This window comes from Micrococcus sp. Mcc89, assembly GCF_024519795.1.
Classification (GTDB): Bacteria; Actinomycetota; Actinomycetes; order Actinomycetales; family Micrococcaceae; genus Micrococcus; species Micrococcus luteus.
The window spans coordinates 40,917-65,249 of sequence record NZ_JALJRI010000051.1 but is presented as its reverse complement, the minus strand read 5'-3'; the positions used below and the strand labels follow the sequence as shown (position 1 = coordinate 65,249).

General features: G+C 74.1%; 25 protein-coding genes and 1 tRNA gene. 6 read left to right on the top strand and 20 right to left on the bottom strand.

Going from position 1 to position 24,333, the window contains the following annotated elements; translation table 11 throughout:
- From NR072_RS06220 to NR072_RS06210, 3 genes are all read right to left on the bottom strand, one after another.
- Nucleotides 1-74: transfer RNA gene (locus NR072_RS06220), tRNA-Val, on the bottom strand.
- 15 nt (nucleotides 75-89) lie between these two features.
- The gene (locus NR072_RS06215; protein WP_145950772.1) at nucleotides 90-596 is read right to left on the bottom strand and encodes a redoxin domain-containing protein; all 507 of its coding nucleotides are present in this window, start codon (nucleotides 594-596) and stop codon (nucleotides 90-92) included.
- Nucleotides 589-1,020, bottom strand: coding sequence for a DUF3052 domain-containing protein (locus NR072_RS06210; RefSeq protein WP_036340159.1), 432 nt, complete (start codon nucleotides 1,018-1,020; stop codon nucleotides 589-591). Before NR072_RS06210 ends, NR072_RS06215 begins: the two co-directional genes overlap by 8 nt.
- A 254-nt stretch (nucleotides 1,021-1,274) precedes the next feature.
- Between NR072_RS06210 and aceE the strand changes: the two genes are divergently transcribed.
- The 6 genes from aceE (at nucleotide 1,275) to fabF (ending at nucleotide 9,193) form a co-directional block, all read left to right on the top strand.
- Entirely contained in the window at nucleotides 1,275-4,025 is a 2,751-nt protein-coding gene (gene aceE / locus NR072_RS06205) for a pyruvate dehydrogenase (acetyl-transferring), homodimeric type (RefSeq protein WP_256836539.1), read from the top strand.
- A gap of 124 nt (nucleotides 4,026-4,149) precedes the next feature.
- A complete protein-coding gene (locus NR072_RS06200; protein WP_060974030.1) occupies nucleotides 4,150-5,352 on the top strand; it encodes a CdaR family transcriptional regulator in 1,203 nt (400 codons plus the stop codon).
- Between the two features lie 104 nt (nucleotides 5,353-5,456).
- Nucleotides 5,457-6,380 (top strand): ACP S-malonyltransferase, encoded by a 924-nt coding sequence (locus tag NR072_RS06195; protein WP_036340154.1) that lies wholly within the window; start codon nucleotides 5,457-5,459, stop codon nucleotides 6,378-6,380.
- Between the two features lie 32 nt (nucleotides 6,381-6,412).
- On the top strand, nucleotides 6,413-7,465 hold the full coding sequence (locus NR072_RS06190) for a beta-ketoacyl-ACP synthase III (protein WP_060974029.1): 1,053 nt from the start codon (nucleotides 6,413-6,415) through the stop codon (nucleotides 7,463-7,465).
- 61 nt (nucleotides 7,466-7,526) lie between these two features.
- The gene (locus tag NR072_RS06185; RefSeq protein WP_010078906.1) at nucleotides 7,527-7,772 is read left to right on the top strand and encodes an acyl carrier protein; all 246 of its coding nucleotides are present in this window, start codon (nucleotides 7,527-7,529) and stop codon (nucleotides 7,770-7,772) included.
- A gap of 176 nt (nucleotides 7,773-7,948) precedes the next feature.
- Entirely contained in the window at nucleotides 7,949-9,193 is a 1,245-nt protein-coding gene (gene fabF / locus NR072_RS06180; RefSeq protein WP_256836533.1) for a beta-ketoacyl-ACP synthase II, read from the top strand.
- Nucleotides 9,194-9,221: 28 nt separating this feature from the next.
- Here the strand turns inward: fabF and NR072_RS06175 are convergent, their stop codons facing one another.
- From NR072_RS06175 to ftsY, 17 genes are all read right to left on the bottom strand, one after another.
- Nucleotides 9,222-9,725: a DUF3145 domain-containing protein gene (locus tag NR072_RS06175; protein WP_256836531.1), complete on the bottom strand. Its 504-nt coding sequence runs from the start codon at nucleotides 9,723-9,725 to the stop codon at nucleotides 9,222-9,224.
- A gap of 170 nt (nucleotides 9,726-9,895) precedes the next feature.
- Entirely contained in the window at nucleotides 9,896-10,936 is a 1,041-nt protein-coding gene (locus NR072_RS06170) for a tyrosine recombinase XerC (protein WP_158183690.1), read from the bottom strand.
- 57 nt (nucleotides 10,937-10,993) lie between these two features.
- On the bottom strand, nucleotides 10,994-12,262 hold the full coding sequence (locus tag NR072_RS06165) for a DNA-processing protein DprA (RefSeq protein ID WP_256836525.1): 1,269 nt from the start codon (nucleotides 12,260-12,262) through the stop codon (nucleotides 10,994-10,996).
- Nucleotides 12,259-13,863: a YifB family Mg chelatase-like AAA ATPase gene (locus NR072_RS06160; RefSeq protein ID WP_206480821.1), complete on the bottom strand. Its 1,605-nt coding sequence runs from the start codon at nucleotides 13,861-13,863 to the stop codon at nucleotides 12,259-12,261. The genes NR072_RS06165 and NR072_RS06160 overlap by 4 nt, the downstream gene beginning before the upstream one ends.
- Nucleotides 13,860-14,279 (bottom strand): YraN family protein, encoded by a 420-nt coding sequence (locus tag NR072_RS06155; protein ID WP_036312824.1) that lies wholly within the window; start codon nucleotides 14,277-14,279, stop codon nucleotides 13,860-13,862. Before NR072_RS06155 ends, NR072_RS06160 begins: the two co-directional genes overlap by 4 nt.
- A 134-nt stretch (nucleotides 14,280-14,413) precedes the next feature.
- Nucleotides 14,414-14,737, bottom strand: coding sequence for a DUF2469 domain-containing protein (locus NR072_RS06150; RefSeq protein ID WP_002853817.1), 324 nt, complete (start codon nucleotides 14,735-14,737; stop codon nucleotides 14,414-14,416).
- A gap of 116 nt (nucleotides 14,738-14,853) precedes the next feature.
- Nucleotides 14,854-15,606, bottom strand: coding sequence for a ribonuclease HII (locus tag NR072_RS06145; RefSeq protein ID WP_256836522.1), 753 nt, complete (start codon nucleotides 15,604-15,606; stop codon nucleotides 14,854-14,856).
- Nucleotides 15,603-16,202 carry a signal peptidase I gene (gene lepB / locus NR072_RS06140; RefSeq protein ID WP_256836520.1) on the bottom strand — a complete coding sequence of 200 codons (600 nt, stop codon included), beginning with the start codon at nucleotides 16,200-16,202 and terminating at the stop codon, nucleotides 15,603-15,605. The genes NR072_RS06145 and lepB (NR072_RS06140) overlap by 4 nt, the downstream gene beginning before the upstream one ends.
- Complete coding sequence (lepB, locus tag NR072_RS06135; RefSeq protein ID WP_256836518.1) at nucleotides 16,199-16,942, bottom strand: signal peptidase I; 744 nt, start codon at nucleotides 16,940-16,942, stop codon at nucleotides 16,199-16,201. Before lepB (NR072_RS06135) ends, lepB (NR072_RS06140) begins: the two co-directional genes overlap by 4 nt.
- A gap of 36 nt (nucleotides 16,943-16,978) precedes the next feature.
- Nucleotides 16,979-17,332 carry a 50S ribosomal protein L19 gene (gene rplS, locus NR072_RS06130; RefSeq protein ID WP_002853821.1) on the bottom strand — a complete coding sequence of 118 codons (354 nt, stop codon included), beginning with the start codon at nucleotides 17,330-17,332 and terminating at the stop codon, nucleotides 16,979-16,981.
- 248 nt (nucleotides 17,333-17,580) lie between these two features.
- Nucleotides 17,581-18,327: a tRNA (guanosine(37)-N1)-methyltransferase TrmD gene (gene trmD / locus NR072_RS06125; protein ID WP_256836516.1), complete on the bottom strand. Its 747-nt coding sequence runs from the start codon at nucleotides 18,325-18,327 to the stop codon at nucleotides 17,581-17,583.
- Between the two features lie 3 nt (nucleotides 18,328-18,330).
- Nucleotides 18,331-18,933, bottom strand: a complete 603-nt coding sequence (gene rimM, locus NR072_RS06120; protein WP_256836514.1) for a ribosome maturation factor RimM — start codon at nucleotides 18,931-18,933, stop codon at nucleotides 18,331-18,333.
- 104 nt (nucleotides 18,934-19,037) lie between these two features.
- Nucleotides 19,038-19,277 (bottom strand): RNA-binding protein, encoded by a 240-nt coding sequence (locus NR072_RS06115; RefSeq protein WP_029248213.1) that lies wholly within the window; start codon nucleotides 19,275-19,277, stop codon nucleotides 19,038-19,040.
- 2 nt (nucleotides 19,278-19,279) lie between these two features.
- Nucleotides 19,280-19,726, bottom strand: a complete 447-nt coding sequence (gene rpsP, locus NR072_RS06110; protein ID WP_020628324.1) for a 30S ribosomal protein S16 — start codon at nucleotides 19,724-19,726, stop codon at nucleotides 19,280-19,282.
- A 200-nt stretch (nucleotides 19,727-19,926) separates the two neighbouring features.
- Nucleotides 19,927-21,513: a signal recognition particle protein gene (gene ffh / locus NR072_RS06105; protein WP_115165098.1), complete on the bottom strand. Its 1,587-nt coding sequence runs from the start codon at nucleotides 21,511-21,513 to the stop codon at nucleotides 19,927-19,929.
- A gap of 123 nt (nucleotides 21,514-21,636) precedes the next feature.
- Complete coding sequence (locus NR072_RS06100; RefSeq protein ID WP_163720867.1) at nucleotides 21,637-22,899, bottom strand: ammonium transporter; 1,263 nt, start codon at nucleotides 22,897-22,899, stop codon at nucleotides 21,637-21,639.
- A 194-nt stretch (nucleotides 22,900-23,093) separates the two neighbouring features.
- Nucleotides 23,094-24,302, bottom strand: a complete 1,209-nt coding sequence (ftsY, locus tag NR072_RS06095) for a signal recognition particle-docking protein FtsY (protein WP_205521327.1) — start codon at nucleotides 24,300-24,302, stop codon at nucleotides 23,094-23,096.
- Between the last annotated feature and the right edge of the window lie 31 nt (nucleotides 24,303-24,333).

The following is a 24,333-nucleotide window of genomic DNA, read 5'->3' as shown; positions in this document are numbered from 1 at the left end:
TGCACCCGGAGGGACTCGAACCCCCGACCCTCTCGGTGTAAACGAGATGCTCTGACCGACTGAGCTACAGGTGCCGGTGTCCGTCCAGGCTACCGGTGAGCGAGCAGGTCGCGCGTCGCCGCCTCGTGCTCGCTCCGGGTGCGTGCCTGTCCCGGGGCGGCGACCACGCGCGCGGCCTCGACCCCGTCCGCGTCGAGCAGCACGGAGACGCGGCGGGGCCGCCCGGTCTCCACGTCGAAGACGTCGAGGGCACGGCAGGCCGCGCCGTGGGGCCAGAAATCGGAGAGCAGGGTGAGCGGCTCCGGCAGTGCCAGCTCCTCGCGGACGCGGCGCAGCACGGGGGCGGCATCACACGAGACCACGCGGACAGCCACATCGTCGACCGCCACGTCCTCGGCGAGCGCCCCGATCCAGCCGAGCTCGTCCGTGCACACCGGCGTGAACGCCCCGGGCAGGAAGACGAGCCACGTGCCCCGCGGCCCGGCGGCGTCCTGGGGCCCGCGCGTCGGCGGCCACGGCCACGTCTGGCCGTGGTCGTCGCGCAGCGCGGGGACGACGTCGGCGCCCCGCGTCCCGCCGGACGGGGGCTCAGCCACCGCGCTTCTGGACGAGCTTCTGAGCGGCCCAGTCCTCGGAGGCACCGGCCCCGGTGGTGGCGTGCAGGCCCGCGGTGGAGGCGGCCTCGGCGACGTCCGCCGGGCTGACGTGGCCGGGGCGCCCCTTGCGGGGGGTCATGATCCAGACGGGGCCGGCATCGAGGGAGCGCTGGGCGTCCACGAGGGCGTCCGCGAGATCCATGACGTCGCCGTCGTCCGCGCGCCACCAGAAGAGGACCGCGTCCGCCGGCTCCTGGTCGTCCTCGGTCAGCAGCTCCTCGCCGAGCGCGTCCTCGAGCGCGTCGCGGAAGGTGACGTCGACGTCGTCGTCGTACCCCCACTCCTGCACCAGGTCGCCCCTCGAGAGGGCGAGCTCCGCCAGCAGGGCGCTGTCCGTCGAGGTCGGCGTCGACCCAGCCTGCATAGTGTCCGGTCCTCCTTGATGGTGGCGGGCACTGCGGCCCGCGCCGTCGAGCGGGTGATGATGACCACCATACGCCGTGGACGCCGCCGTTCCGGGGCCTCCGGCCGGGCGGACGCGGCGGCTCCGGTCTACTCTGGGGAGGAACAGACGCACTCTCCGGGCGACGCGCCCGGCTCGGCGTCGCGGGCCCGGACCGGATCGTCTGCCCGCAGCCCACCGCGGAGCACCCCTCCGCACGAGAACCAGGAGGCACCGTGAGCGCAGCCGAAGAGAGCTCGCAGATCCGCAGCGGTCTGACCGACCAGCTCCCGGACAAGGATCCCCAGGAGACGTCGGAGTGGATCGAGTCCCTCGACGGACTCATCGAGGAGCGCGGCACGGAGCGGGCGCAGTACATCATGCGCTCCCTCATGCAGCGCGCGAGCGCCCAGTCCGTCGCCCTGCCCTACGTGACCACCACGGACTACGTGAACACGATCCCGGCGGACCAGGAGCCGGAGTACCCGGGCGACGAGGAGCTCGAGCGCCGCTACCGCAACTACCTGCGGTGGAACGCCATGGCCCTCGTGCAGCGCGCCCAGCGCGACGGCGTCGGCGTCGGCGGTCACATCTCCTCCTACGCAGGCCAGGCGACCCTCTACGAGGTGGGCCTGAACCACTTCTTCCGCGGCCAGGACCACCCGGGCGGCGGCGACCACATCTTCTTCCAGGGCCACTCCTCGCCGGGCAACTACGCCCGCGCGTTCCTCGAGGGCCGCCTGACCGAGGAGGACCTCGACGGCTTCCGCCAGGAGAAGTCCCGCCAGGGCCACGGCCTGCCCTCCTACCCGCACCCGCGGATGATGCCGCACTTCTGGCAGTACCCCACCGTGTCCATGGGCCTGGGGCCGATGAACGCCATCTTCCAGGCGCAGACCAACCGGTACCTGCACAACAACGGCATCAAGGACACCTCCGACCAGCACGTGTGGGCCTTCCTCGGCGACGGCGAGATGGACGAACCGGAGTCGCGCGGCCAGCTGCACATCGCGGCCAACGACAAGCTCGACAACCTCACCTTCGTCATCAACTGCAACCTGCAGCGTCTCGACGGGCCGGTGCGCGGCAACGGCAAGATCGTCCAGGAGCTGGAGTCCTACTTCCGGGGCGCCGGCTGGAACGTCATCAAGGTCCTGTGGGGCCGCGAGTGGGATCCGCTGCTCGAGGCCGACGACGAGGGCGAGCTCGTGCGCATCATGAACGAGACGCTCGACGGCGACTACCAGACCTACAAGGCCGAGTCCGGCGGCTTCGTGCGCGACCACTTCTTCGGCCGGTCCTCCGTCACCAAGGAGATGGTGGCGGACATGACCGACGACGAGATCTGGGGCCTCAAGCGTGGCGGCCACGACTACAAGAAGGTGTACGCCGCCTACAAGGCCGCCATGGAGCACAAGGGCCAGCCCACCGTGATCCTGGCCCACACCATCAAGGGCTACGGCCTGGGCAAGTCCTTCGAGGGTCGCAACGCCACGCACCAGATGAAGAAGCTGACGGTGGACGACCTCAAGGTGTTCCGGGACCGCCACCGCATCCCGATCTCGGACGAGCAGATCGAGAAGGACCCGTACAACATCCCGTACTACCACCCGGGCGCCGACGCCCCGGAGATCACGTACATGATGGAGCGGCGCAAGGAGCTGGGCGGCTTCGTGCCGGAGCGGCGCAGCGACTACCACGCGATCCCGCTGCCCCCGGAGTCCGCGTACAAGCAGGCCCGCAAGGGATCGGGCAAGCAGCAGGCCGCCACGACCATGGCGTTCGTGCGCCTGCTCAAGGACCTGATGCGGGACAAGAACATGGGACCGCGCTTCGTGCCGATCATCCCGGACGAGGCCCGCACCTTCGGCATGGACTCGTTCTTCCCGACCGCGAAGATCTACAACCCCAAGGGCCAGAACTACCTGTCCGTGGACCGGGACCTGTTCCTGTCCTACAAGGAGTCCCCGCAGGGGAAGATCTACCACGTCGGCATCAACGAGGACGGCGCCACCGCGGCGTTCAACGCGATCGGCACGGCGTACTCCACGCACGGCGAGCCGATGATCCCGGTGTACATCTTCTACTCGATGTTCGGCTTCCAGCGGACCGCGGACAACATCTGGGCCGCAGGCGACCAGCTCGCGCGCGGCTTCATGATCGGCGCCACCGCCGGGCGCACCACCCTCGCCGGCGAGGGCACCCAGCACATGGACGGTCACTCCCCCGTCCTGGCGTCCACGAACCCGGCCGTGAAGCACTACGACCCGGCGTACTCGTACGAGATCGCCCACATCGTGCGCCAGGGCCTGGAGGACATGTACGGCGACCACGACCGCGGGGACGACGTCCGCAACGTCATCTACTACCTCACGGTGTACAACGAGCCGATCACCCACATCGAGGAGCCCGAGGGCCTCGACGTGGAGGGCCTGCTCAAGGGCATTTACCGTCTCTCCGAGGGCCAGGGCGACGGCCCGAAGGTCCAGCTCCTGGGCTCCGGCGTCTCCGTGCCGTGGGCGCTCGACGCCCAGCGGATCCTCTCCGAGGAGTGGGGCGTGAACGCCTCCGTGTGGTCGGTAACCTCCTACAACGAGCTGTACCGCGACGCCGTCGCGGCGGAGAAGGACGCCCTGAAGGACCCGTCCGCCACCCCGCGCGTGCCCTACGTGACGCAGGCGCTGCAGGGGGCCGAGGGCCCGATCGTGGCCACCTCGGACTACTCCACCTCGTGGACGAACCAGATCCGCCCGTTCGTGCCGAACCGCTTCTCGGCGCTCGGCGCCGACGAGTTCGGCTTCGCGGACACCCGCGCCGCCGCCCGTCGGTACTTCCTCATCGACACTCACTCGATGGTGGTCCGCGCGCTGCAGCTCATCGAGGAGGAGGGCGAGGTCGAGCGGGGCACGGCCGCGAAGGCGCACGAGAAGTACCGCCTGGACGACGTCAACGCCGGCACCACCGGCATCGCGGGCGGCGACGCCTGACCCGCATGCCGCGGGGAGGCCGACGCCCTCCCGTCCCGACGCCGGCCGCTCGCCTCCGCCAGGGAGGCGAGCGGCCGGCGTCGTCGCTGTAGGAACCCCACAACACGCGCCTAGGATGAAGCGCATGCCCGAGCCCCGCCCCGCCGCCCCTCGCCCCGTGAGCACCGACGGGCTGGCCCGCCTCAGGAGCCACCTGGGGGCCCTGAACACGGCGGTGCTGCAGCGGCTGGACGCCACCCTGCCCTGGTACCGCCGACTCACCCCGGACGAGCGCAGCGCCCTCGGGCTCGTGGCCCAGCGCGCCCTGCAGGGCTTCCTCACGTGGTTCGAGCGGCCCACCTCCACGGGCCACGTCCTGCAGGACGTCTTCGGGCCCGCGCCCACCGATCTCACCCGGGCGATCTCGCTGCAGCGGGCCCTCCAGCTCATCCGGACGATGGTGGACGTCGTCGAGACGCGGGTGCCGGAGCTGCTGGCCGAGCGCGACCAGGCGCCCGTCCGCGAGCACATCCTCCACTACTCGCGCGAGGTCGCGTTCGCGCTCGCAGACGTGTACGCCCGGGCCGCGGAGATGCGCGGAGCGATGGACTCGCGGCTCGAGTCGGTCCTGCTGGACGCGGTGCTGCGCGGGCAGGACCCGGACGAGATCCGGCACCGGGCCACCGCGCTGGGCTGGCGTGGGGACCACGACGTGATGGTCATGGCGGGTCTCGCCCCGGGGCAGGACAAGCCCGCGTTCATCCCGGACCTGCGGCGGGCCGCGGCGAGGCTCGACTGCGACCTGCTCGTGGGCGTGCAGTCCGAACGGCTCGTCCTCGTGGTCGGCTCGGTGCGGGACGCGCGGGCGGTGGGCGAGGCGCTCGCGCCCTGGTTCGCGCCGGGACCGGTGATCGTGGGACCCGTCGTGGACTCGCTGGTCTCGGCGCACGTCTCGGCGCGGCACACCCTCGCCGGGCTCAGCGCCGCGGCCGCCCACCCCCGGGCGAGCCGGCCCACCCCGGCGGAGGACCTGCTGCCCGAGCGGGCGCTGCTGGGCGACCCCACGGCCCGGGAGGCCCTCGTGGACGGGGTGTTCACGCCCCTGGCCGACGCCGGCACCTCCCTGCTGGAGACCGTGGACGCGTACGGCGCGCTGGGCCACTCGCTCGAGGGCACGGCCCGCGAGCTGTTCGTCCACGCGAACACCGTGCGGTACCGCCTCAAGCGGGTGGCCGAGGTGACCGGCTGGGACCCGCTGGTCCCTCGCGACGCGTACGTCCTGCAGACCGCGATCACCCTGGGCCGGCTCGCGGGGGCGCGGCCGACGACCGGGACAGGCTCGGACTGAGCCGGGGCGGCGCCCCCCCACTTGTAGAAACCCTCCAAACCCACTCGCCGTGCTTCGTGGCGCGATCTGCCCGGGCTGGCGGCCGATCCTGACACGATGGAGCAATGCTTGCCATCGTGTGCCCCGGACAGGGGTCCCAGACGCCCGGCTTCCTCGCCCCCTGGCTCGAGCTGGACGGGACCCGCGACCTGCTCGCATCCCTCTCCGACGCCGCGGGCGTGGACCTGATCCGCCACGGCACTGAGTCGGACGAGGAGACCATCAAGGACACCGCCGTCGCCCAGCCGCTGATCGTGGCGGCCGGCCTCGTGGCCGCCGCGGCCCTCGAGGCGGATGCCGCCGCACCGGAGTCGACCGTCGTGGCCGGCCACTCCGTGGGCGAGATCACCGCGGCCGCCGTCACCGGCGTGCTGTCCCCCGCCGAGGCCCTCTCCCTGGTGCGCGTGCGCGCCACCGGCATGGCCCGGGCCGCCGCGGCCACGCCCACGGGCATGGCCGCCGTCGTGGGCGGGGACCAGGACGAGGTCCTCGCGGCCATCGAGGCGGCGGGCCTGACGCCCGCCAATGTCAACGGCGCCGGCCAGATCGTCGCCGCCGGCCCAGCGGAGGCCCTCGGCGCGCTCGCCGGGTCCGCCCCCGCCCGCGCCCGCGTGATCCCGCTCAAGGTGGCCGGTGCGTTCCACACGGAGCACATGCGCCCCGCCGTGGACGACCTCGCGACCCACGTCGCCGGCCTCTCCCCCTCGGACCCGCGCCTGCCCCTGCTGTCCAACCGGGACGGCGAGACCGTCGAGTCCGGCACGGACGTGCTCGCCCGGATCGTGGACCAGGTCACCCGCCCGGTCCGCTGGGACCTGTGCATGGCGACCATGGCCGCGCGGCAGGTCACGGGGGTCCTGGAGCTGCTGCCCGGTGGCACACTGACCGGACTGGCCAAGCGCGGCCTCAAGGGCACAGCGCAGCTCGCCGTGAAGACCCCCGAGGACCTGGACGCCGCGCGGGCGTTCCTGGCCGAGCACTCGGCCTGAACCCCGCGCACCGCCCGGCAGAGAGAGGCACCATGACCGTCACCCTGAAGCAGCACGAGCGCCCCGCGGCCAGCCGCATCGTGGCCGTGGGCGCCTACCACCCGGCGAACCTGGTCCCGAACGAGGACCTCATCGGCCCCATCGACTCGTCGGACGAGTGGATCCGCCAGCGCACCGGCATCGTCACGCGCCAGCGCGCCACGGCGGAGGAGACCGTGCCCGTCATGGCCGTGGGCGCCGCCCGGGAGGCCCTCGAGCGGGCCGGCCTGCAGGGCTCGGACCTGGACGCCGTGATCGTCTCGACCGTCACCTTCCCGCACGCCACCCCCTCGGCCGCGGCCCTCGTGGCGCACGAGATCGGCGCCACCCCGGCGCCCGCCTACGACGTCTCCGCCGCGTGCGCCGGCTACTGCTACGGCGTGGCCCAGGCCGACGCGCTCGTGCGCTCCGGCACCGCGCGGCACGTGCTCGTGGTCGGCGTCGAGCGCCTCTCCGACGTCGTGGATCCCACGGACCGTTCCATCTCCTTCCTGCTGGGCGACGGCGCGGGCGCCGTGATCGTGTCGGCCGCGGACGAGCCGGGCATCTCCCCCTCGGTGTGGGGTTCGGACGGGGAGCGCTGGTCCACGATCTCCATGACGCACTCGCAGCTGGAGCTGCGCGATGCCGTGGAGCACGCCCGCACCACGGGCGACGCCTCGGCGATCACCGGCGCGGAGGGGATGCTCTGGCCCACGCTGCGCCAGGACGGGCCCTCCGTCTTCCGCTGGGCCGTGTGGTCGATGGCGAAGGTGGCCCGCGAGGCCCTCGACGCCGCGGGCGTGGAGCCCGAGGACCTCGCCGCGTTCATCCCGCACCAGGCCAACATGCGGATCATCGACGAGTTCGCCAAGCAGCTGAAGCTGCCGGAGTCCGTCGTCGTGGCCCGGGACATCGCGGACGCCGGCAACACGTCGGCCGCGTCCATCCCGCTGGCCATGCACCGTCTGCTGGAGGAGAACCCCGAGCTCTCCGGCGGCCTGGCCCTGCAGATCGGTTTCGGCGCCGGGCTGGTCTACGGCGCCCAGGTGGTCCGTCTCCCCTGAGGCGGCGCCGTCTGATTCACTGTCCACGTACACCCCACACCCCTACCGAAGGAGACGCCCCATGGCTTCCAAGGAAGAGATCCTCGCCGGCCTCGCCGAGATCGTGAACGAGGAGACCGGCCTCGACACCGCCGAGGTGCAGCCGGAGAAGTCCTTCACGGACGATCTGGACATCGACTCGATCTCGATGATGACCATCGTGGTCAACGCCGAGGACAAGTTCGGCGTGAAGATCCCGGACGAGGAGGTCAAGAACCTCAAGACCGTCCAGGACGCCGTCGACTTCATCGACGGCGCCCAGGCCTGATCGGCCCACGACGGCGGCGGGCCCGGCCCGCCCCGTCCCCTCGGTGAGCGCCGGGGGCGTGTGAGCGCCCCCGGCGCCCGACACCCTCGACTTCCGGCACCCCGGCGCGCGCCGCGCGTCGTGCCGACGACACCCCTCCGCCCGATCCCCACTCGAGACCCAGAGGCAGCAGACCCATGACCCGCACCGCAGTGATCACCGGCCTCGGCGCCACCACGCCCATCGGCGGCGACGTGCCCACCTTCTGGTCCCACGCCCTGCAGGGCGTCTCCGGTGCGCGCACCATGGAGCACGACTGGGTGGAGAAGTACGAGCTGCCCGTCACCTTCGCGGCCGAGCTGACCGTGCCCACCTCCGAGGTCCTCTCCAAGGTGGAGCAGAAGCGCCAGGACCCGGCCACCCAGATGGCGACCGTCGCCGCGCGCGAGGCCTGGAAGGACGCCGGCCTCGAGGGCGCGGAGGTCGACGGCGACCGGCTCGCCGTGGCCTTCGGCACCGGCATCGGCGGCGTGTGGACCCTCCTGGACGGCTGGGACACCCTGCGCGAGCGCGGCCCGCGCCGCGTGCTGCCCATGACCGTCCCGATGCTCATGCCCAACGGCGCCGCCGGCGCGCTCTCCCTCGAGTTCGGCGCCCGTGCCGGCGCCCGCACGGTGGTGTCCGCGTGCGCCGCCGGCACCGAGGCGCTCGAGACCGCGCTGCTGCTCGTCCGCTCCGGCCAGGCCGACGTCGTGATCTGCGGCGCCGCCGAGGCCGCCGTGCACCCGCTGCCGATGGCCGCGTTCGCCGCGATGCAGGCGCTGTCCAAGCGCAACGACGACCCGCAGGCCGCGTCCCGCCCCTACGACGTGGACCGCGACGGCTTCGTCCTCGGCGAGGGCGCCGGCGTCATGGTGATCGAGTCGGAGGAGCACGCGAAGGCCCGCGGCGCCCGCATCTACGCCGAGCTGGCCGGCGCGGGCGTCAGCTCCGACTCCCACCACATCACCGCACCCGAGCCCGAGGGCCTGGGCGCGACCCGTGCGATGCGCGCCGCACTGAGGTCGGCCGACATCACCCCCGAGGACGTGTGCCACGTGAACGCCCACGCGACGTCCACACCGAAGGGCGACGCGCCGGAGTACCTGGCCATGCGGGCCGTGTTCGGGGATCACCTGGAGCAGGTGCAGGTCTCGGCCACGAAGTCCCAGACCGGCCACCTGTTGGGCGCCTCCGGCGCGATCGAGTCGATCCTCTCGGTGCTCGCCGTGCACCACGGCCAGGCGCCCGTGACCATCAACCTGGACCACCAGGACCCGGAGATCCCGCTGAACGTGGTCACCGGCTCCCCCGCCCGCCTGCCCGAGGGGCCGCGCGTGGCAGTGAAGAACTCGTTCGGGTTCGGCGGCCACAACGCGGTGGCCGTGTTCCGCAGCGTCTGAGCCGGAGCGCCGCCGGCCGGGCGAAGGCTCAGACGGCGCGGTGCAGCCAGCGCACGTTGGCGTGGGCGGCGGCCAGCCGGAACGGCTCGAGCTCATCGTCCCAGGCCTCGCCGAGCGCGAGGGAGAGTTCGTGCATCAGCACGCTGGGGTCGCCCGCGCCGGCCTCGTAGGCGTACCGGATGCGGTTCTCGGAGACCATGATGTTGCCGGAGACGTCCGTGGTGGCGTGGAAGATGCCGAGGTCCGGGGTGTGGGACCAGCGCGAGCCGTCGACCCCGGCGGACGGCTCCTCCGTGATCTCGAAGCGCAGGTGCGGCCAGCCACGCAGGGCGGAGGCCAGACGCGCGCCGGTGCCGGCGCGCGCCGTCCAGTGCACCTCGGCGCGGTGCTGGCCGGGCGCGACCGGCTGACCCTCCCACTCCACCGAGGTCGCGGGGCCGAGCACGGAGCTCAGCGCCCACTCCACGTGGGGGCAGAGGGCGGTGGGGGCGGAGAGGATGTGGACCACGCCGCGGGTATGGGTGCTGGTCATGGATGCCTCCGGGTGTGCGATGCGGTGCGTCTTCCCCTACGACCACGTCGCGGCTCCGGTGGATCCTGGGGCCATTGTGCACCAGGGATGCCGGGCCGGCAACGAGGCGGCGCGGCGCCCTGCGTGTCGTGGCGGCGCAGGGGACGGGCCGGGGGTGCTCCGGGGAGGCGTCAGGCGCGTGGGTGGGCCTGCCGGTAGCCCTCGCGGAGGCGATCGATCGAGACGTGCGTGTAGACCTGCGTGGTGCGCAGGGACGCATGCCCCAGCAGCTCCTGCACGCTGCGCAGGTCGGCGCCGCCGTCGAGGAGGTGGGTCGCGGCCGTGTGGCGCAGCGCGTGCGGCCCGCGGGCCGCGGTGTCCCCCAGGCCCTCGAGCGCCCGGTCGACGACGGTGCGCGCCTGGCGCACCCCCAGCCGGCCGCCGCGCGCGCCGAGGAAGAGGGCGGGGCCGGAGTCCGGCCGGGCCAGGCGGGGGCGACCGAGCCGCTGCCACGCCTGGAGGGCGCGGCCCGCGGGTGCGCCGTAGGGGACGGTGCGCTGCCGGTCGCCCTTGCCGGTCAGCCGGACGACGCCGCGGCCGGCCTCGAGGTCGTCCACGTCGAGGGCGGAGAGTTCGGCCACCCGGGCGCCGGTGGCGTAGAGCAGCTCGAGCAGGGCGGCGTCCCGCAGGGCCAGCGCGTGGGCGACGGGATCGTCGCCCGCGGCGGCGTCGTCCACACGCTCCTGGGCGGCCGCGAGGAGCCGCCTCGCCTGCTGCTCCTGGAGCACGTGGGGCAGCGTCCCCTCGGGTCGGGGCGAGCGCAGCCGCAGGGCGGGGTCGTCCGAGCGCAGGCCCTCCCGGCGCAGCCAGGCCGTGAAGGTGCGGATGGCGGCCACCCGGCGGGCCAGGGTCGCGCGGGCGAGGCCGGCCCCGCTCATGGCCGCCAGCCAGCCGCGCAGGTCCTCGATGTCCAGCTCGGCGAGGACGTCCGGTGCGCTGGGCGCGTGGCGGGCGGGGGCGTCGTCGTCCGCTGCGGGCGTCCCCGAGGTGCCGGCTGTGCCGGCGACGTGGTCGATGAGGGCGCGCAGATCGGCGAGGTACGCGCGCACGGTCTGGGGGCTGCGGTTCCGCTCGTGGCGCAGGTGCTCCTCGAACGCCTCGAGCCAGGCCGTGTCCCGGGGCGAGGGGGCGCGCGGGACCGGGGCGGGACGGGCGGAGGACGACGGGGCCATCCCCCCACTCTGCCATCCGCCCCAGGGCGGCGCCGCCCGGGAGCACGCGGCCGGAGGTCATCCCCGCCGCCACCGGTCCTCGACCCGTTCGGCCAGGCCCGCCCGCTGCAGCCGGGACAGGCAGGCCAGGACGGTGGGCAGCGCGAGCCCGGCGCTGACGGTGATCCGATCCACGGGCACCGCCTGGCGCAGGGGCAGCGCCTCGTGGACGAGGGCCTCCTCCATCGTGAGCCCGTCGGTGGGCCGCGCGGCGGGCTCGGGAGCTGCCCGGGTAGAGGCCCTCCCGCCCGCGCCGCCGCTCCGGGCGGGCCCCTGACCGAGCAGGGCGAGGGCCTCCTGCTCGGTGGTCACGAGACGGGCGGGGCTCTCCTGCAGCAGACGGTGGCAGCCGGCGGAGCTGGGCGAGGTCACGGGGCCGGGGACCACGCCCACCTCGCGGCCGAGGCCGAACGCGTGGCCCGCCGTGTTCTGCGCTCCCGACCGCCAGCGCGCCTCGACCACCAGCACGGCCCCCGCGAGCGCGGCGATGACCCGGTTGCGCTGCAGGAACCGGTACCGCGTGGGACTCGCACCGGGCGGCATCTCGGACACGAGCAGCCCGGCGGCCATCACCGCGCGAAGCAGGTCCTCGTGGCCGGCCGGGTAGAACCGGTCGAGGCCGCCGGCCAGCACCGCCACCGTGGGCGGGACGCCGTCGCGATCCGCCGCGTCTTCCGGTGCGGCGGGCGCCTGCAGCGCGGCCCGGTGGGCGGCGCCGTCGATGCCGTACGCACCGCCGGAGATCACGCACGCGCCCTGCTGGACGGCGTGGGCGGCGCAGCGGGCGGTCACGGTCCGTCCGTACGCGGTCGCCTCCCGGCTGCCGACGACGGCGAGCATCCGGTCCGCGGGAGGCAGCGTTCCGGAGCCGCGGAACCACAGGCCCAGGGGCGCCTCCTCGCCCAGGTCCGCCAGGGCGGCGGGCCAGGCGTCGTCCTCGGGGATCAGCAGGCCTCCCCCGAGCCGGTGCAGAGTCACGAGGTCACGCTCCGGCTCCAGCCGGGCGGCCCGGGGCGCCCAGCGGGCCAGCCCCGCGGCCCAGCGCCGGGGCAGCGTGTCGGGCGCGCCGGCGAGATCGGCGAGCAGATCGCGCTCGGCGGGCTGGATCGTCTCCCGGCCCGTGAGCAGGGCGAGCGCCCGCTCCGGCCCCAGCGCCGTGACGGTCTGCACCGCGAGCGCGTCCCCGGGCTCGACCAGCCGGGTCAGGGCGGCGCGGGCGAGCCGGGCGGCGTCCGGCCGGCGCGGCCCGGCGACGTGGTCTGCCGCCGGGGTGACGTAGGTGGTCATGCGTCCTCCTCGTTCTGGTGGCGCAGCGTGAGTGCCACGTCGGTGTCCTCGGGTGCGGGCCGTTCGGCGCCGCGCAGGTCTGCCAGGGTCCAGGCGAGGCGCAGGACGCGGGCGTGGCCGCGCGCGCTCAGCAGGCCCTGGTCGACGGCGTCGTCCGCGGGCCGGCGGGCCGCCCGGGGCACGGCGTACGGGCCGTGCCGCAGCACCCCGGCGGGGACGTGCGCGTTGCGGCGCAGCCCGGACGGGGCGAGCCCGCGCTCGGCGGCGGTGGCCCAGCGCCGGGCCTGGCGGTCGGCGGCCGCGGCGACCCGGGCGGCCACCTGCGACGTGGTCTCGGACGCGGGCGCCCCCGTGAGCTGCCGCGCTTCGACGGGCCGCACGGTGACCTGCAGGTCGACGCGGTCCAGCAGCGGCCCGGAGAGCCGCTGGGCGTAGCGGCGGCGTTCGGGCACGCTGCACCGGCACTCGACGCCCGTGCCACCGCCCTTGCCGCACGGGCAGGGATTGGCGGCCAGCACGAGCTGGAACCGGGCCGGGTAGACGACGGCGCCGAGGGCCCGGTGCAGCAGCACCTCCCCGGACTCGAGGGGCTGGCGCAGCGCCTCGAGGGTGCGCCGTTCGAACTCGGGGGCCTCGTCCAGGAACAGCACGCCGCCGTGGGCGAGGGAGGCCGCCCCCGGCCGGGCGAGGCCGCTGCCGCCGCCCACGAGGGCCGAGCGGGACGCCGAGTGGTGGGGTGCCTCGAACGGCGGGGTCCGGTCGATGTCACCGTCGAACCCCTGGGACGTCCCGCCCCTGCGCCGGACACGGGCGTCGCCGCCGCGGAGAGAGCGCAGGGCAGCGCATTCGAGCGCGGTGCGCCGGTCCAGGGGCGGCAGGATTCCGGGCAGGCGCTCGGCGAGCATGGTCTTGCCCGCCCCCGGGGCGCCCATGAGCAGCAGGTGGTGGGCGCCGGCAGCGGCGACCTCCAGCGCGAACCGGGCCTCGGCCTGTCCGGCGACCTCGGCGAGGTCGGGCACCGCACGGGCCGGCTCCGGTTCCGGGGCTGTCACCTGCCGTCGGGCCGGGCGGTGGGGCGGCTCTCCGTCCGGTTCCCCGCCGAAGGCGCGGATGACGTCGTGCAGATGGGCGAAGCCGCGGACCTCGGCGCCGGGGACCAGTCGGGCCTCGGCCTCCGCATCCTCGGCGACGACCACCTCGGAGCACCCCGCGTCGACGGCGGCCATCACCATCGCCACGGTCTCCGGCGAGCGGTGCAGGGCGCCGTCGAGGCCGAGCTCGGCCAGGAACACGGGTCCCTCGACGTTCCGCACCCGCCCGTCCGCGGCGTAGGCCGCCAGGACGATCGCCAGGTCGTGGCAGGCGCCCCGCTTGTGCACCCCCGCCGGCAGCAGGTTCACGGTCAGGTGCCGCCGGGTCAGGGGCAGTCCGGCGTTGCGCGCGGCGGAGCGGATGCGATCCCGGCTCTCCTGCAGCGCCTGGTCCGGCAGGCCGAGGAGGGTGAACCCGGGCAGGGACTGGGCGATGTCCGCCTCGACGTGCACGACCTCCCCGCGCAGACCCGCCAGGGTGATGGAGCGGGTGCGTCCGATGCCGCTCACGGCCGCACGTCCTGCAGCAGATCGAAGCGGATCCCTCCCGTGCGCGGCACCAGCACGGCGACGGCGTCGACGCGCCAGGGCGTTCCCCGGCGGTCCGCGGCGTGGGCCCGCACCCACGCCGCGGTGAGGCGGTGCAGCCGGGTGAGCTTGCGCCGGTCGATCGACTCGAACGGATCGCCGAAGGCCAGGCCCGAGCGGGTCTTCACCTCGACGCCCACCCACCAGCCGGCGTGGTGGGCCACGATGTCCAGCTCTCCGGCCTCGCCCCGCCAGTTGCGGTCGGCGATCACGTAGCCGCGCTCGGCGAGCCAGCGCGCGGCGGCGTCCTCACCGAACCGGCCCAGCGCCGTGTGCGCGCGGCTGGCGCGCCTCTCTCCGGGCGGCTGCGCCCCGATCTGTTCCGCGGTCCCCGTCATCCCGACCACCTCCTGGGCACCAGGGTGGTCCCGGGCGAGGCCGCGGGGTGGGCGGCGGCGGGGATTGTGCGGGGCCGGACGCCTGTGCAGGAGTGGACGTCGGCGTCCCGTCCTCTGGACCGCTCAGGGGTGGGTCAGCTCGGCAGCTGGCCGTCCGGCGGGACCGTCAGGTCCTCGGTGGGCAGCTCCTCGATGTTCACGTCCTTGAAGGTCAGCACCTTCACGCGCTTGATGAACCGCTGCGTGCGGTACACGTCCCACACCCAGGCGTCCTCGAGCAGGATCTCGAAGAACACGTCCCCGTCCGCCTGGCGGGGCGTCAGCCGCACGTCGTTGGCGAGGTAGAAGCGCCGCTCGGTCTCCACGACGTAGCGGAACAGGCCCACCACGTCCCGGTACTCGCGGTAGAGCAGCAGCTCGGCCTCGGCCTCGAAGTCCTCGACGTCGTCTGCGCTCATGACATGCCTCCTCAGTGTTCGCCGCGCACCCGCGACAGTCCGGGCACGCACGGCCTCCATCCTCCCCCGTCCGGGGGTCGCACGTCGAACGGGCGGCCTCGCCCGGCCCCGGGGGCTCAGTCGAACAGCGTGGGCGGCGCCTGCGCGGGCGCGCCCGGCAGCCCGAGGTTCCAGCTGCGCCGGTGCTGCTCGCTCGCCCCGCGCTCGGCCAGGGCGGCCCGGTGCGCGGCTGAGCCGTACCCCTTGTTCCCGGCCCATCCGTACCCCGGGTGCGCCGCGTCGAGGGCGATCATGACGTCGTCGCGGGCCACCTTCGCGGCGATCGATGCGGCCGCCACCGTCGCGCACCGGTCCTCGGCCCGCACCAGCATCGTGGGCTCGGGCGGCAGCGGGCGCGGCGCGGGCGCGGGGCCGGCGTCGGGATCGGAGCGGCTCAGCCAGTCGTCCCGGCCGTCGAGCACGAGGGCGACCGGCTCCTGCCCCACCGCGGCGCACAGCGCCGCCCACGCCCGGCGCCCGGCGAGGCCGAGGGCCGCCGAGATCCCGAGCGCGTCGATCTCCGCGGGGCCGGCCTCCCCGAGCGCCACCCCGGCCGCCCAGTCCTCGATCTGCGGGACCAGGGCGCGCCGGCGTCGGTCCGTGAGCGCCTTGGAGTCGCGCACCGGAGGGATCTGCCCCGCGGCGGGCAGCCACGCGGCGCACACCCCGACGACGACGGGCCCGGCCAGCGCGCCCCGGCCCACCTCGTCCATGCCCGCCACCAGCACCCGGTCCACTCCCCGCGCGGCGAGGACCGGCGCGGCCAGCCCCGCCTCGACGTCCAGACCGGCGCGCACCGTCGGCCGGCCGCCGCCCCGACGGACGGTCACGTGCGAGCCTCCGGCACGGGCGCGTCCGGCACGGCGGCGAACGCGTCGGGGTCGGCGCCGGCGCCGCCGACCCGGTCCAGCGGCCAGACCACGAACCGGGCGCGGCCCACCACGTCGTCGAGGGCCACGAACCCGCCCCCGGGCCCGGCGCGGTGCGCGCGGGAGTCCGCCGACGCCGAGCGATGGTCGCCGAGCACCCACAGCCGCCCCGCGGGGACGGTCACCTCGAACGCCTCCTGCGCGGGCGTCTCCCCCGGCGCGAGGTACGGCTCCTCCACGGGCACCCCGTTCACGCGCAGCGTCTCCTCGCCGGGCGTCCAGGAGACGATGTCCCCCGGCAGCCCGACGGCCCGCTTGATCACGTGGCCGCCCCCGGGCAGCCAGCCCTTCGTGTCCTCGAACACCACCACGTCACCGCGGCGCACCGGGAACGGATCGGGGGTGAGCAGCGTGGCGACCACGCGGTCGCCGGCCCGCAGCCCGGGCTCCATGGACGAGGACGGGATGGCGTACATGCGCGCCAGGAAGGCCCACGCCAGCACGCAGGCGAGCACGGTCACGGCGGCCGCGATCAGCGCGGTGCGGCGCCCCGTCACGGCGTGTCCCCGGAGGGGGCGTCCATGGTCCCGCGGCGGGACAGGGGCCACACGACCTCCGCGGCCCGGCCCTCGACCCGCTCGAGCGGGATCAGCCCGCCGCCGGGGGCGCCCAGCAGTGCGCGGGAGTCCCGGGAGGCGGCGCGGTGGTCGCCCAGGACGACCATGCGCCCGTCGGGCACCTCGAAGGACCAGGTCCCCGCCGCGGCCGGCTCGTCTGCGGTCACGGGCCTGCCGAGATACGGCTCGTCCAGCGGCTCGCCGTTGCGCAGCAGCCGGCCGTCCGGGGCGCAGCACTCGAGGCGGTCCCCCGGCAGGGCCAGCACGCGCTTGACGAAGACGTCCTCGGCCGCGCCGACGCCCCACCACCGGGCGACGTCCTCGAGGCCGCGCTCGAGCGATCCGGCCGAACGGTACGGCGCCAGGCTGCCGGCGCCGTCGAACACCACCACGTCGCCGTGGTGCAGGCCCTGCCCGCCGGCCGCGGCGGCGTCCACCCGCACGCGGTCGCCGGGCTGCAGGGTCGGCTCCATCGACCCGGAGGGGATGAGGTAGACGGGGCCGGTGAGGGCTCGCAGCACCGCGGCCACCACGACGGCGGCCACCACGGTCAGGCCGAGCCACGCCCACCAGCGGCTCGTGCCGGAGGCGGGGGCCGCCGTCGGGCCCGAGGAGGAGCCGGCCCCGGACGCGACGGAGCCCCGTGACCGGCGGGGGTCACGGGGCTCCGAGGTGCGCATGGGTCGATCACCGGTCGGCGGGGCCGACCGGGATGATCACTTGGCGTCGGCGCGCTTCTCGCGGATGCGGGCGGCCTTGCCGTGGCGGTCGCGCATGTAGTACAGCTTCGCGCGGCGCACGTCGCCCTTGGTGACGACCTCGATCTTGTCGATGACCGGGGAGTGCACCGGGAACACGCGCTCCACGCCGATGCCGAAGGACACCTTGCGGACGCGGAAGGTCTCGCGCACGCCGTAGCCCTGACGGCCCATGACGTAGCCCTGGAACACCTGGACGCGGGCGGTCTTGCCCTCGATGATGTTCACGTGCACCTTGACGGTGTCGCCGGGGGCGAACTCCGGGATGTCGTCGCGCAGCGTCTTCTTGTCGAACGAGTCGAGAATGTGCATGTCGTCTCTCCTGGCGGATGCCACAGGTCAACCGCGTGGTATGCGGGCGCACGGCCCGTCCACGTCCGCATGACGAGGGGGCCGGGTCCCGAGCCGAGGGCCGGGCTCCGCACGTGGGGTGCGGTCCCGGGGTCCGATCCGTTGACGCGCGCCCCCTGTGGCAGGTCGGGCGTCCGGCGGACACGAGGACCCATTATGCCACAGCCGACGACGTCGCGACGCCCCTCCGGCCCGTCGGGCGCGGCGGGTCAGTCCTCGGAGTCGTACGCCGCCCACAGGTCCGGTCGCCGCTCGCGCGTGCGCTCCTCCTGCTGGGCCCGACGCCAGGCCGCGACCTTGCCGTGGTCGCCCGAGAGCAGCACGGGCGGCACCGCACGGCCCCGCCAGTCCGCGGGCTTGGTGTAGACCGGGTACTCCAGCAGGCCGTCCTCGTGGGACTCCTCGACGAGCGAGGCCGGGTTGCCCACGACGCCCGGCACGAGGCGGCCGACGGCCTCGATCATCGCCAGCGCCGCGACCTCGCCGCCGTTGAGCACGTAGTCGCCCAGCGAGACCAGCCGCACCTCGAAGAGCTCCTCGGCCCAGCCGAAGACGCGCTCGTCGATCCCCTCGTAGCGGCCGCACGCGATCGCCACGTGCTCCCGGCCCGCCAGTTCCCGGGCGAACCGCTGGGTGAAGCGCTCCCCCGAGGGCGTCGGCACGAGCAGCACGGGGCGGTCCCCCGGCTCCGCCGACGACGACTCGGCGGGGGCCGGTGACACGGGCCCCTGGGCCGCCACGTGCTCGAGCGCGAGCGCCCACGGCTCCGGTTTCATCACCATGCCGGCGCCGCCACCGTAGGGCGTGTCGTCCACGGTGCGGTGCCGGTCGGAGGTGAAGTCGCGCAGGTCGTGGACGTGCACGTCCACGAGGCCCTCGCGGCGGGCACGGCCCAGCAGCGAGACGTCGAGCACCGCGAGGTACTCGGGGAAGATCGTGACGACGTCGAAGCGCACCGCTCAGTCCTCCGCATCCGCATCGGCGGGGCGTGCCACGGCGGGCCCGTCTGCGGCGTCCTCGTCGACGCCGGTGGCGAGCTCGAGCAGCCCCGGCGGCGGGGTCAGCACGAGCACGCCGGCCTCGGGGTCGATCTCCGGGACGATCTCCTCGACGAAGGGCACCAGGGCCTCCTCCTCGACGCCGTCCAACGCGACGTGCAGCAGATCCTGGACCGCCCCGGTGGTCAGGGCCGTGACGACGCCGACGCGCTCGCCCTCGACCCGCACCTCGAGGTCCACGAGGTCCTCCTCGTACCACTCGTCGGACTCCTCGGGCGCGGCGGGAACGGCGAACAGCTGGGCGCCGCGCAGGGTCTCGGCGACGTTGCGGTCCGGCGACTCGCCGAAGCCGACCACGAGGATCTGCTTGTTCCACCGGGCCCGGGTGACGGTGAGCTCCGCCGGAAGGCCCGGGGCGCCGTCGCGCACCACGAGGCGCTCGCCGGGGGCGAAGCGGGCGTCCGGGTCGTCGGTGAAGACCTGCACGGTCACCTCGCCGCGGATGCCGTGCGGCTTGCCGATGCGGGCGACGCGGACGAGGTCGTCCTGGGCTGCGGGACTCATGGGCTCTCCTGGGTGGGACGGTCGGTGGCGGGAGGGGGCGGGGCCGCAGACGACGACGGCCCGCCGGCCCGGTGAGGGGCGGGCGGGCCGTGCGTCACGGGCCGTCAGGAGCGGCGGTCGGTCTCCACCACGTCCACGCGGACGGGGTGGCCGGCCAGGCCGTCCAGCACGGTGCGCAGCGCGGTGGCGGTGCGACCCTGGCGGCCGATCACGCGACCCAGGTCCTCGGGGGCCACGCGGACCTCCAGCATGTCGCCGCGCCGCTGGGAGCGGGCGTCCACGCGGACCGCCTCGGGCGTGTCCACGATGCCGCGCACCAGGTGCTCGAGGGCCTCGGTCAGCATGGTCACTCGGACTTCTCGGCGTCCTCGGCCGGCGCCTCAGCGGCCTCCTCGGCCGGAGCCTCGGCGGCCTGCTCGGACTCGGCCGGGGCCTCCTCCTGCTTCGGCTCCTCCGGCAGGATGACCGAGCCCTTCTCGGGGGCCACGAAGGCCTCCTTCTCGGACTTGGACTTCAGGGTGCCCTCGGCGCCCGACTCGCCCTTGAACTTCTGCCAGTCACCGGTGACCTTCAGCAGCGCGGCGACCTGCTCGGTCGGCTGGGCGCCGACGGAGAGCCAGTACTGGGCGCGCTCCGAGTCGATCTCGATGAACGAGGGCTCCTCGGTGGGGTGGTACTTGCCGATCTCCTCGATGGCACGGCCATCGCGGCGGGTGCGCGAGTCCATGACGACGACGCGGTAGAACGGGGCGCGGATCTTGCCGAACCGCTTCAGACGAATCTTGACAGCCACGAGTGTGGTTCTCCTTCAGTGGATCTGGGGGGCCGGGGCACGACGCCGCGTGGGGGCAGCGGGCGTCGACGACCTGGCACACGGAACGGAGCGCAGCGGAGGATAGAGGGTCGTCCGGGCTCACGCTCAGTACCGTGCCATTCTGCCAGATCGGGCGGGCCGGTGCACACCCGGCGCGCCGCGACCGGGCAGCGGGCGACTCAGCGGTCCTTGAGGTACTTCTCGAAGCCCGCCGGCAGGTTGAGGGTGGACGGGTCGAAGCCGTCCATCCCCGCGCCGTCGCGGCCGAACACCGCCCCGGCCTGTGCCTGGGCGGCGCGGGCGCGCCGCTCCTCGATCGCCTTGCGCTCGGCCGCGGCCTTGGCGGGGTTGCCGGACTTCACGCGATCGCGCTTGGCGTTCTTGCCCTTGCCCTTCGCCTTGCGGGAGGCGCCGCCCGGCATGCCGGGCATGCCGGGGATGCCACCGCCGGCGGCCATGCGCTTCATCATCTTCTGCGCCTCGGCGAAGCGCTCGAGCAGGCCGTTGACCTCGGACACGCTCACACCCGAGCCGCGGGCGATGCGGGCACGGCGCGAGCCGTTGATGATCTTGGGGGCCACGCGCTCGTGCGGGGTCATCGAGTGGATGATCGCCTCGACGCGGCCGATCGACGACTCGTCGAACTGCTCGAGCTGCTGCCGCATGCCCTGGGCGCCCGGCATCATCATGAGCATCTTCTTCAGCGAGCCCATCTTCTTGAGCTGCTGCATCTGGGCGAGGAAGTCGTCGAGGGTGAAGTCCTCCTGGTCCGCGAACTTGCGGGCCATCTTCTCGGCCTCGCTGCGGTCCCAGTTCTGCTCGGCCTGCTCGATCAGGGAGAGCACGTCGCCCATGTCGAGGATGCGCGAGGCCATGCGGTCCGGGTGGAAGACCTCGAAGTCCTTCAGGCCCTCGCCCGTGGAGGCGAACATGATCGGCTTGCCGGTCACGTGGCGGACGGACAGCGCGGCGCCGCCGCGCGCGTCGCCGTCGAGCTTGGTGAGCACGACGCCGGTGAAGCCGACGCCCTCGTTGAACGCCTGGGCCGTGGCGACGGCGTCCTGGCCGATCATCGCGTCGATGACGAAGAGCACCTCGTCCGGGTCCACGGCGGCGCGGATGTCCGCGGCCTGCTGCATGAGCTCGGCGTCCACGCCGAGGCGGCCGGCGGTGTCGATGATGACCACGTCGTGGTACTTGGTGTTGGCCTCGGCGACGCCGTCGCGGGCCACCTGCACCGGGTCGCCCGTGGCGGCCTCGAACTCGGAGGAGACGCCGGGGTGCGGCGCGTAGACCGGGACCCCGGCGCGCTCGCCGCCGACCTGCAGCTGCTTCACGGCGTTCGGACGCTGGAGGTCGCAGGCCACGAGCAGCGGGGTGTGGCCCTGGGACTTGAGCAGGTGGGCGAGCTTGCCGGCGAGGGTCGTCTTGCCGGCGCCCTGCAGGCCCACGAGCATGATGACGGTGGTGCCCGTCTTGGCGTGCTGGATGCGCCGGGTCTCGCCGCCGAGGATGCCCACGAGCTCCTCGTTGACGATCTTCACGACCTGCTGGCCCGGGTTCAGGGCCTGGGCCACCTCGGCTCCGAGGGCGCGCTCCTTGATCTGCGCGATGAACTGGCGGACCACGGGCACGGCGACGTCGGCGTCCAGGAGGGCGCGGCGGATCTCGCGTGCGGTGGCGTCGATGTCCGCCTCGCTCAGCCGCCCCTTGCCCTTGAGGCTGCGGAAGGTGGCTGTGAGGCGGTCGGACAGGGAGTTGAACACGGCGGGTGTGATCCTTCGAAGCGGGGTCGACTGATCCGGACGCGGTCGGTCGCGGGCGCCGCGGCATCCACCGCGGCGCCCGCCAAGCCTAGCAACCGACCGGCCTCACCCGTCCGCGGCGGCTCACCGCGCCTCCGCGGGGACGGGCACCCCGCCGAAGCCGACGTCGTAGGCCGACTCGTCGTGCAGGGTCAGATCGACGCCCCGCTCCTCGTCCTCCTTGCTCACTCGCAGGCCCATGGTCCCGCGCAGGACCAGGGCGATGACCGTGGTCACCACGGCGGTGAAGACCACGGCGACGAGCACGGCCACCGTCTGGGCCACCAGGAGACCGGCGTCTCCGCCGTAGAACAGGCCCGCCCGGCCCTCGTCCGGCAGGGCGAAGAAGCCGATCAGCACGGTGCCCAGGATGCCAGCGGTGAGGTGCACGCCGACGACGTCGAGCGAATCGTCGAAGCCGAGGCGGTACTTGAGGTTGACCGCGAGCGCGCTGGCCGCACCGGAGACCAGGCCGATCACCACGGCCCCCAGGGGGCTCACATAGGCGCACGCGGGCGTGATGGCGACCAGTCCCGAGACGATCCCGGACGCGGTGCCGATCGAGGTCGGCCGGCCGCGGCGCAGCCACTCCACGAACACCCAGCCGAGCATGCCGGCGGCGCCGGCGGCGAGGGTGTCCACCCAGATCAGTCCGAGCTCGTCGACACCGCCCGCCGCGCCCCCGTTGAACCCGAACCAGCCGAACCAGAGCAGGGCCGCACCGAGCATGGTGAACGGGACGTTGTGCGGCCGGTGGCCGGGGTCCACGCCGAAGCCGTGGCGCTTGCCCAGCAGCAGCGCGAGCACGAGGGCGGCCACGCCGGCGCTGATGTGCACCACGAGGCCACCGGCGAAGTCGAGGGCCTCCCCCAGGCGGGCGCCGATGGCGCCGTCCTCGGAGAGGAGCCCGCCGCCCCACACCATGTAGGCCAGCGGGGCGTAGACGACGGTGGTCCAGACGGGCACGAAGACGCACCACGTGACGAACTTGAACCGGTCGGCCACCGCGCCGGAGATGAGGGCGACCGCGATGATCGCGAAGGTGGCGCCGTAGGCCGCGGCGACGAGCCCGCCCTCGGCCATCGTGCCGGTCAGCCCGAGGTCACCGGCGGGGTTCCCCACCACCCCGGCCCACCCGTCGCCACCGGTCATCCCGTGGACCCACAGGACCCAGACGACTCCGACGAGGCCCATCGAGACGAAGGACATCATGATCATGTTGAGCGAGGACTTCGCGCGGGTCATGCCGCCGTAGAAGATGGCCAGTCCGGGTGTCATGAGCAGGACCATCGCCGCGCTCGTCACCATCCACACTGTCCCTGCGTCCAGGACGTTCGACTCCTCCATGGGGGTCTCCTTCGGTCCGGGCCGCGAGCCGGGGGCGAACGCCCGTCCCGCGGCGTCGCTGCCCGGCCCCGATCGGGGCCGATGGAGGGACGATACCGGAGAAGTGGGCCACGCCACACGTCGATGACGTCTCCGTGACAGAACAGGGCCCCTCCCGACGTCGTCGGGAGGGGCCCTGGACCGGGTGCGGGACGTCAGTCGGTCAGCAGCGCGTCCACGAAGCCCTCGGCGGTGAACGGCGCGAGGTCATCGGGGCCCTCGCCGAGGCCGATCAGCTTGACGGGCACGCCGAGCTGGCGCTGGATGGCGATCACGATGCCGCCCTTGGCGGTGCCGTCCAGCTTGGTCAGCACGATGCCGGTGACGTCCACGACCTCGGCGAACACCTTCGCCTGGGTCAGGCCGTTCTGGCCCGTGGTGGCGTCGAGCACGAGCAGGACCTCGTCCACCTCGGCCTGCTTCTCGATGACGCGCTTGATCTTGCCGAGCTCGTCCATGAGGTTGGCCTTGTTCTGCAGGCGGCCCGCGGTGTCCACGAGCACGACGTCGACGCCCTCGGCGATGCCGCGCTCCACGGCCTCGAAGGCGACGGACGCCGGGTCGGCGCCCTCCTTCTCGGAGCGGACGGTCTCGACGCCCACGCGGGCGCCCCACGTGGCGAGCTGCTCGGCGGCGGCGGCGCGGAAGGTATCCGCGGCGCCGAGCACGACGGTGCGGTCCTCCGCCACGAGCACACGGGCGAGCTTGCCCACGGTGGTGGTCTTGCCGACGCCGTTGACGCCCACGACCATGGTCACGGCGGGGCGGTCGCCCTTGCGGGTCGCGGCGAGACGGCGGTCCATCGAGGGGTCCACCATCGCCACGAGCTCCTCGCGCAGCAGGGTGCGCACCTGCTCCGGGTCCCGCGTGCCCTCGACCGTGACACGGGCCTTGAGGCGGTCGACGAGCTCCAGGGTGGGCTCGGTGCCGAGGTCCGCCATCAGCAGCGTCTCCTCGATCTCGTCCCACACGTCGTCGTCGATGCGGTCCTGGGACAGCAGCGCCAGCAGACCCTTGCCGAAGACGTTGTTGGACTTGAGCAGGCGGGCCCGCAGGCGGGCCAGGCGCGAGCCGGCGGCCTCGGGCCGCTCGTACACGGGCTTCGCCGGGGCGGTCTCCACCTCCTCGACGACGGCGGGCTCCGGCTCGGCGACGACGGGCGGCGCCTCGTCGACCTCGGGGCGTTCCAGGACGGCGGTGGAGCCCGACGGGGCCGCGTGTCGCGGACTCGGGCGCGGGTCGTCCGCGTCCCGCACTCCCTGGTACGAGCCCTTCGGCGGGGCGGGGCGCCGGTCCAGCAGGCCGACGAGCACGCCGCCCAGCAGCAGGGCGGCCACGACTGAGACTATGAGCACGATTTCCACGGGTCCAGTCTGTCACACGGGCCGTCGCCCG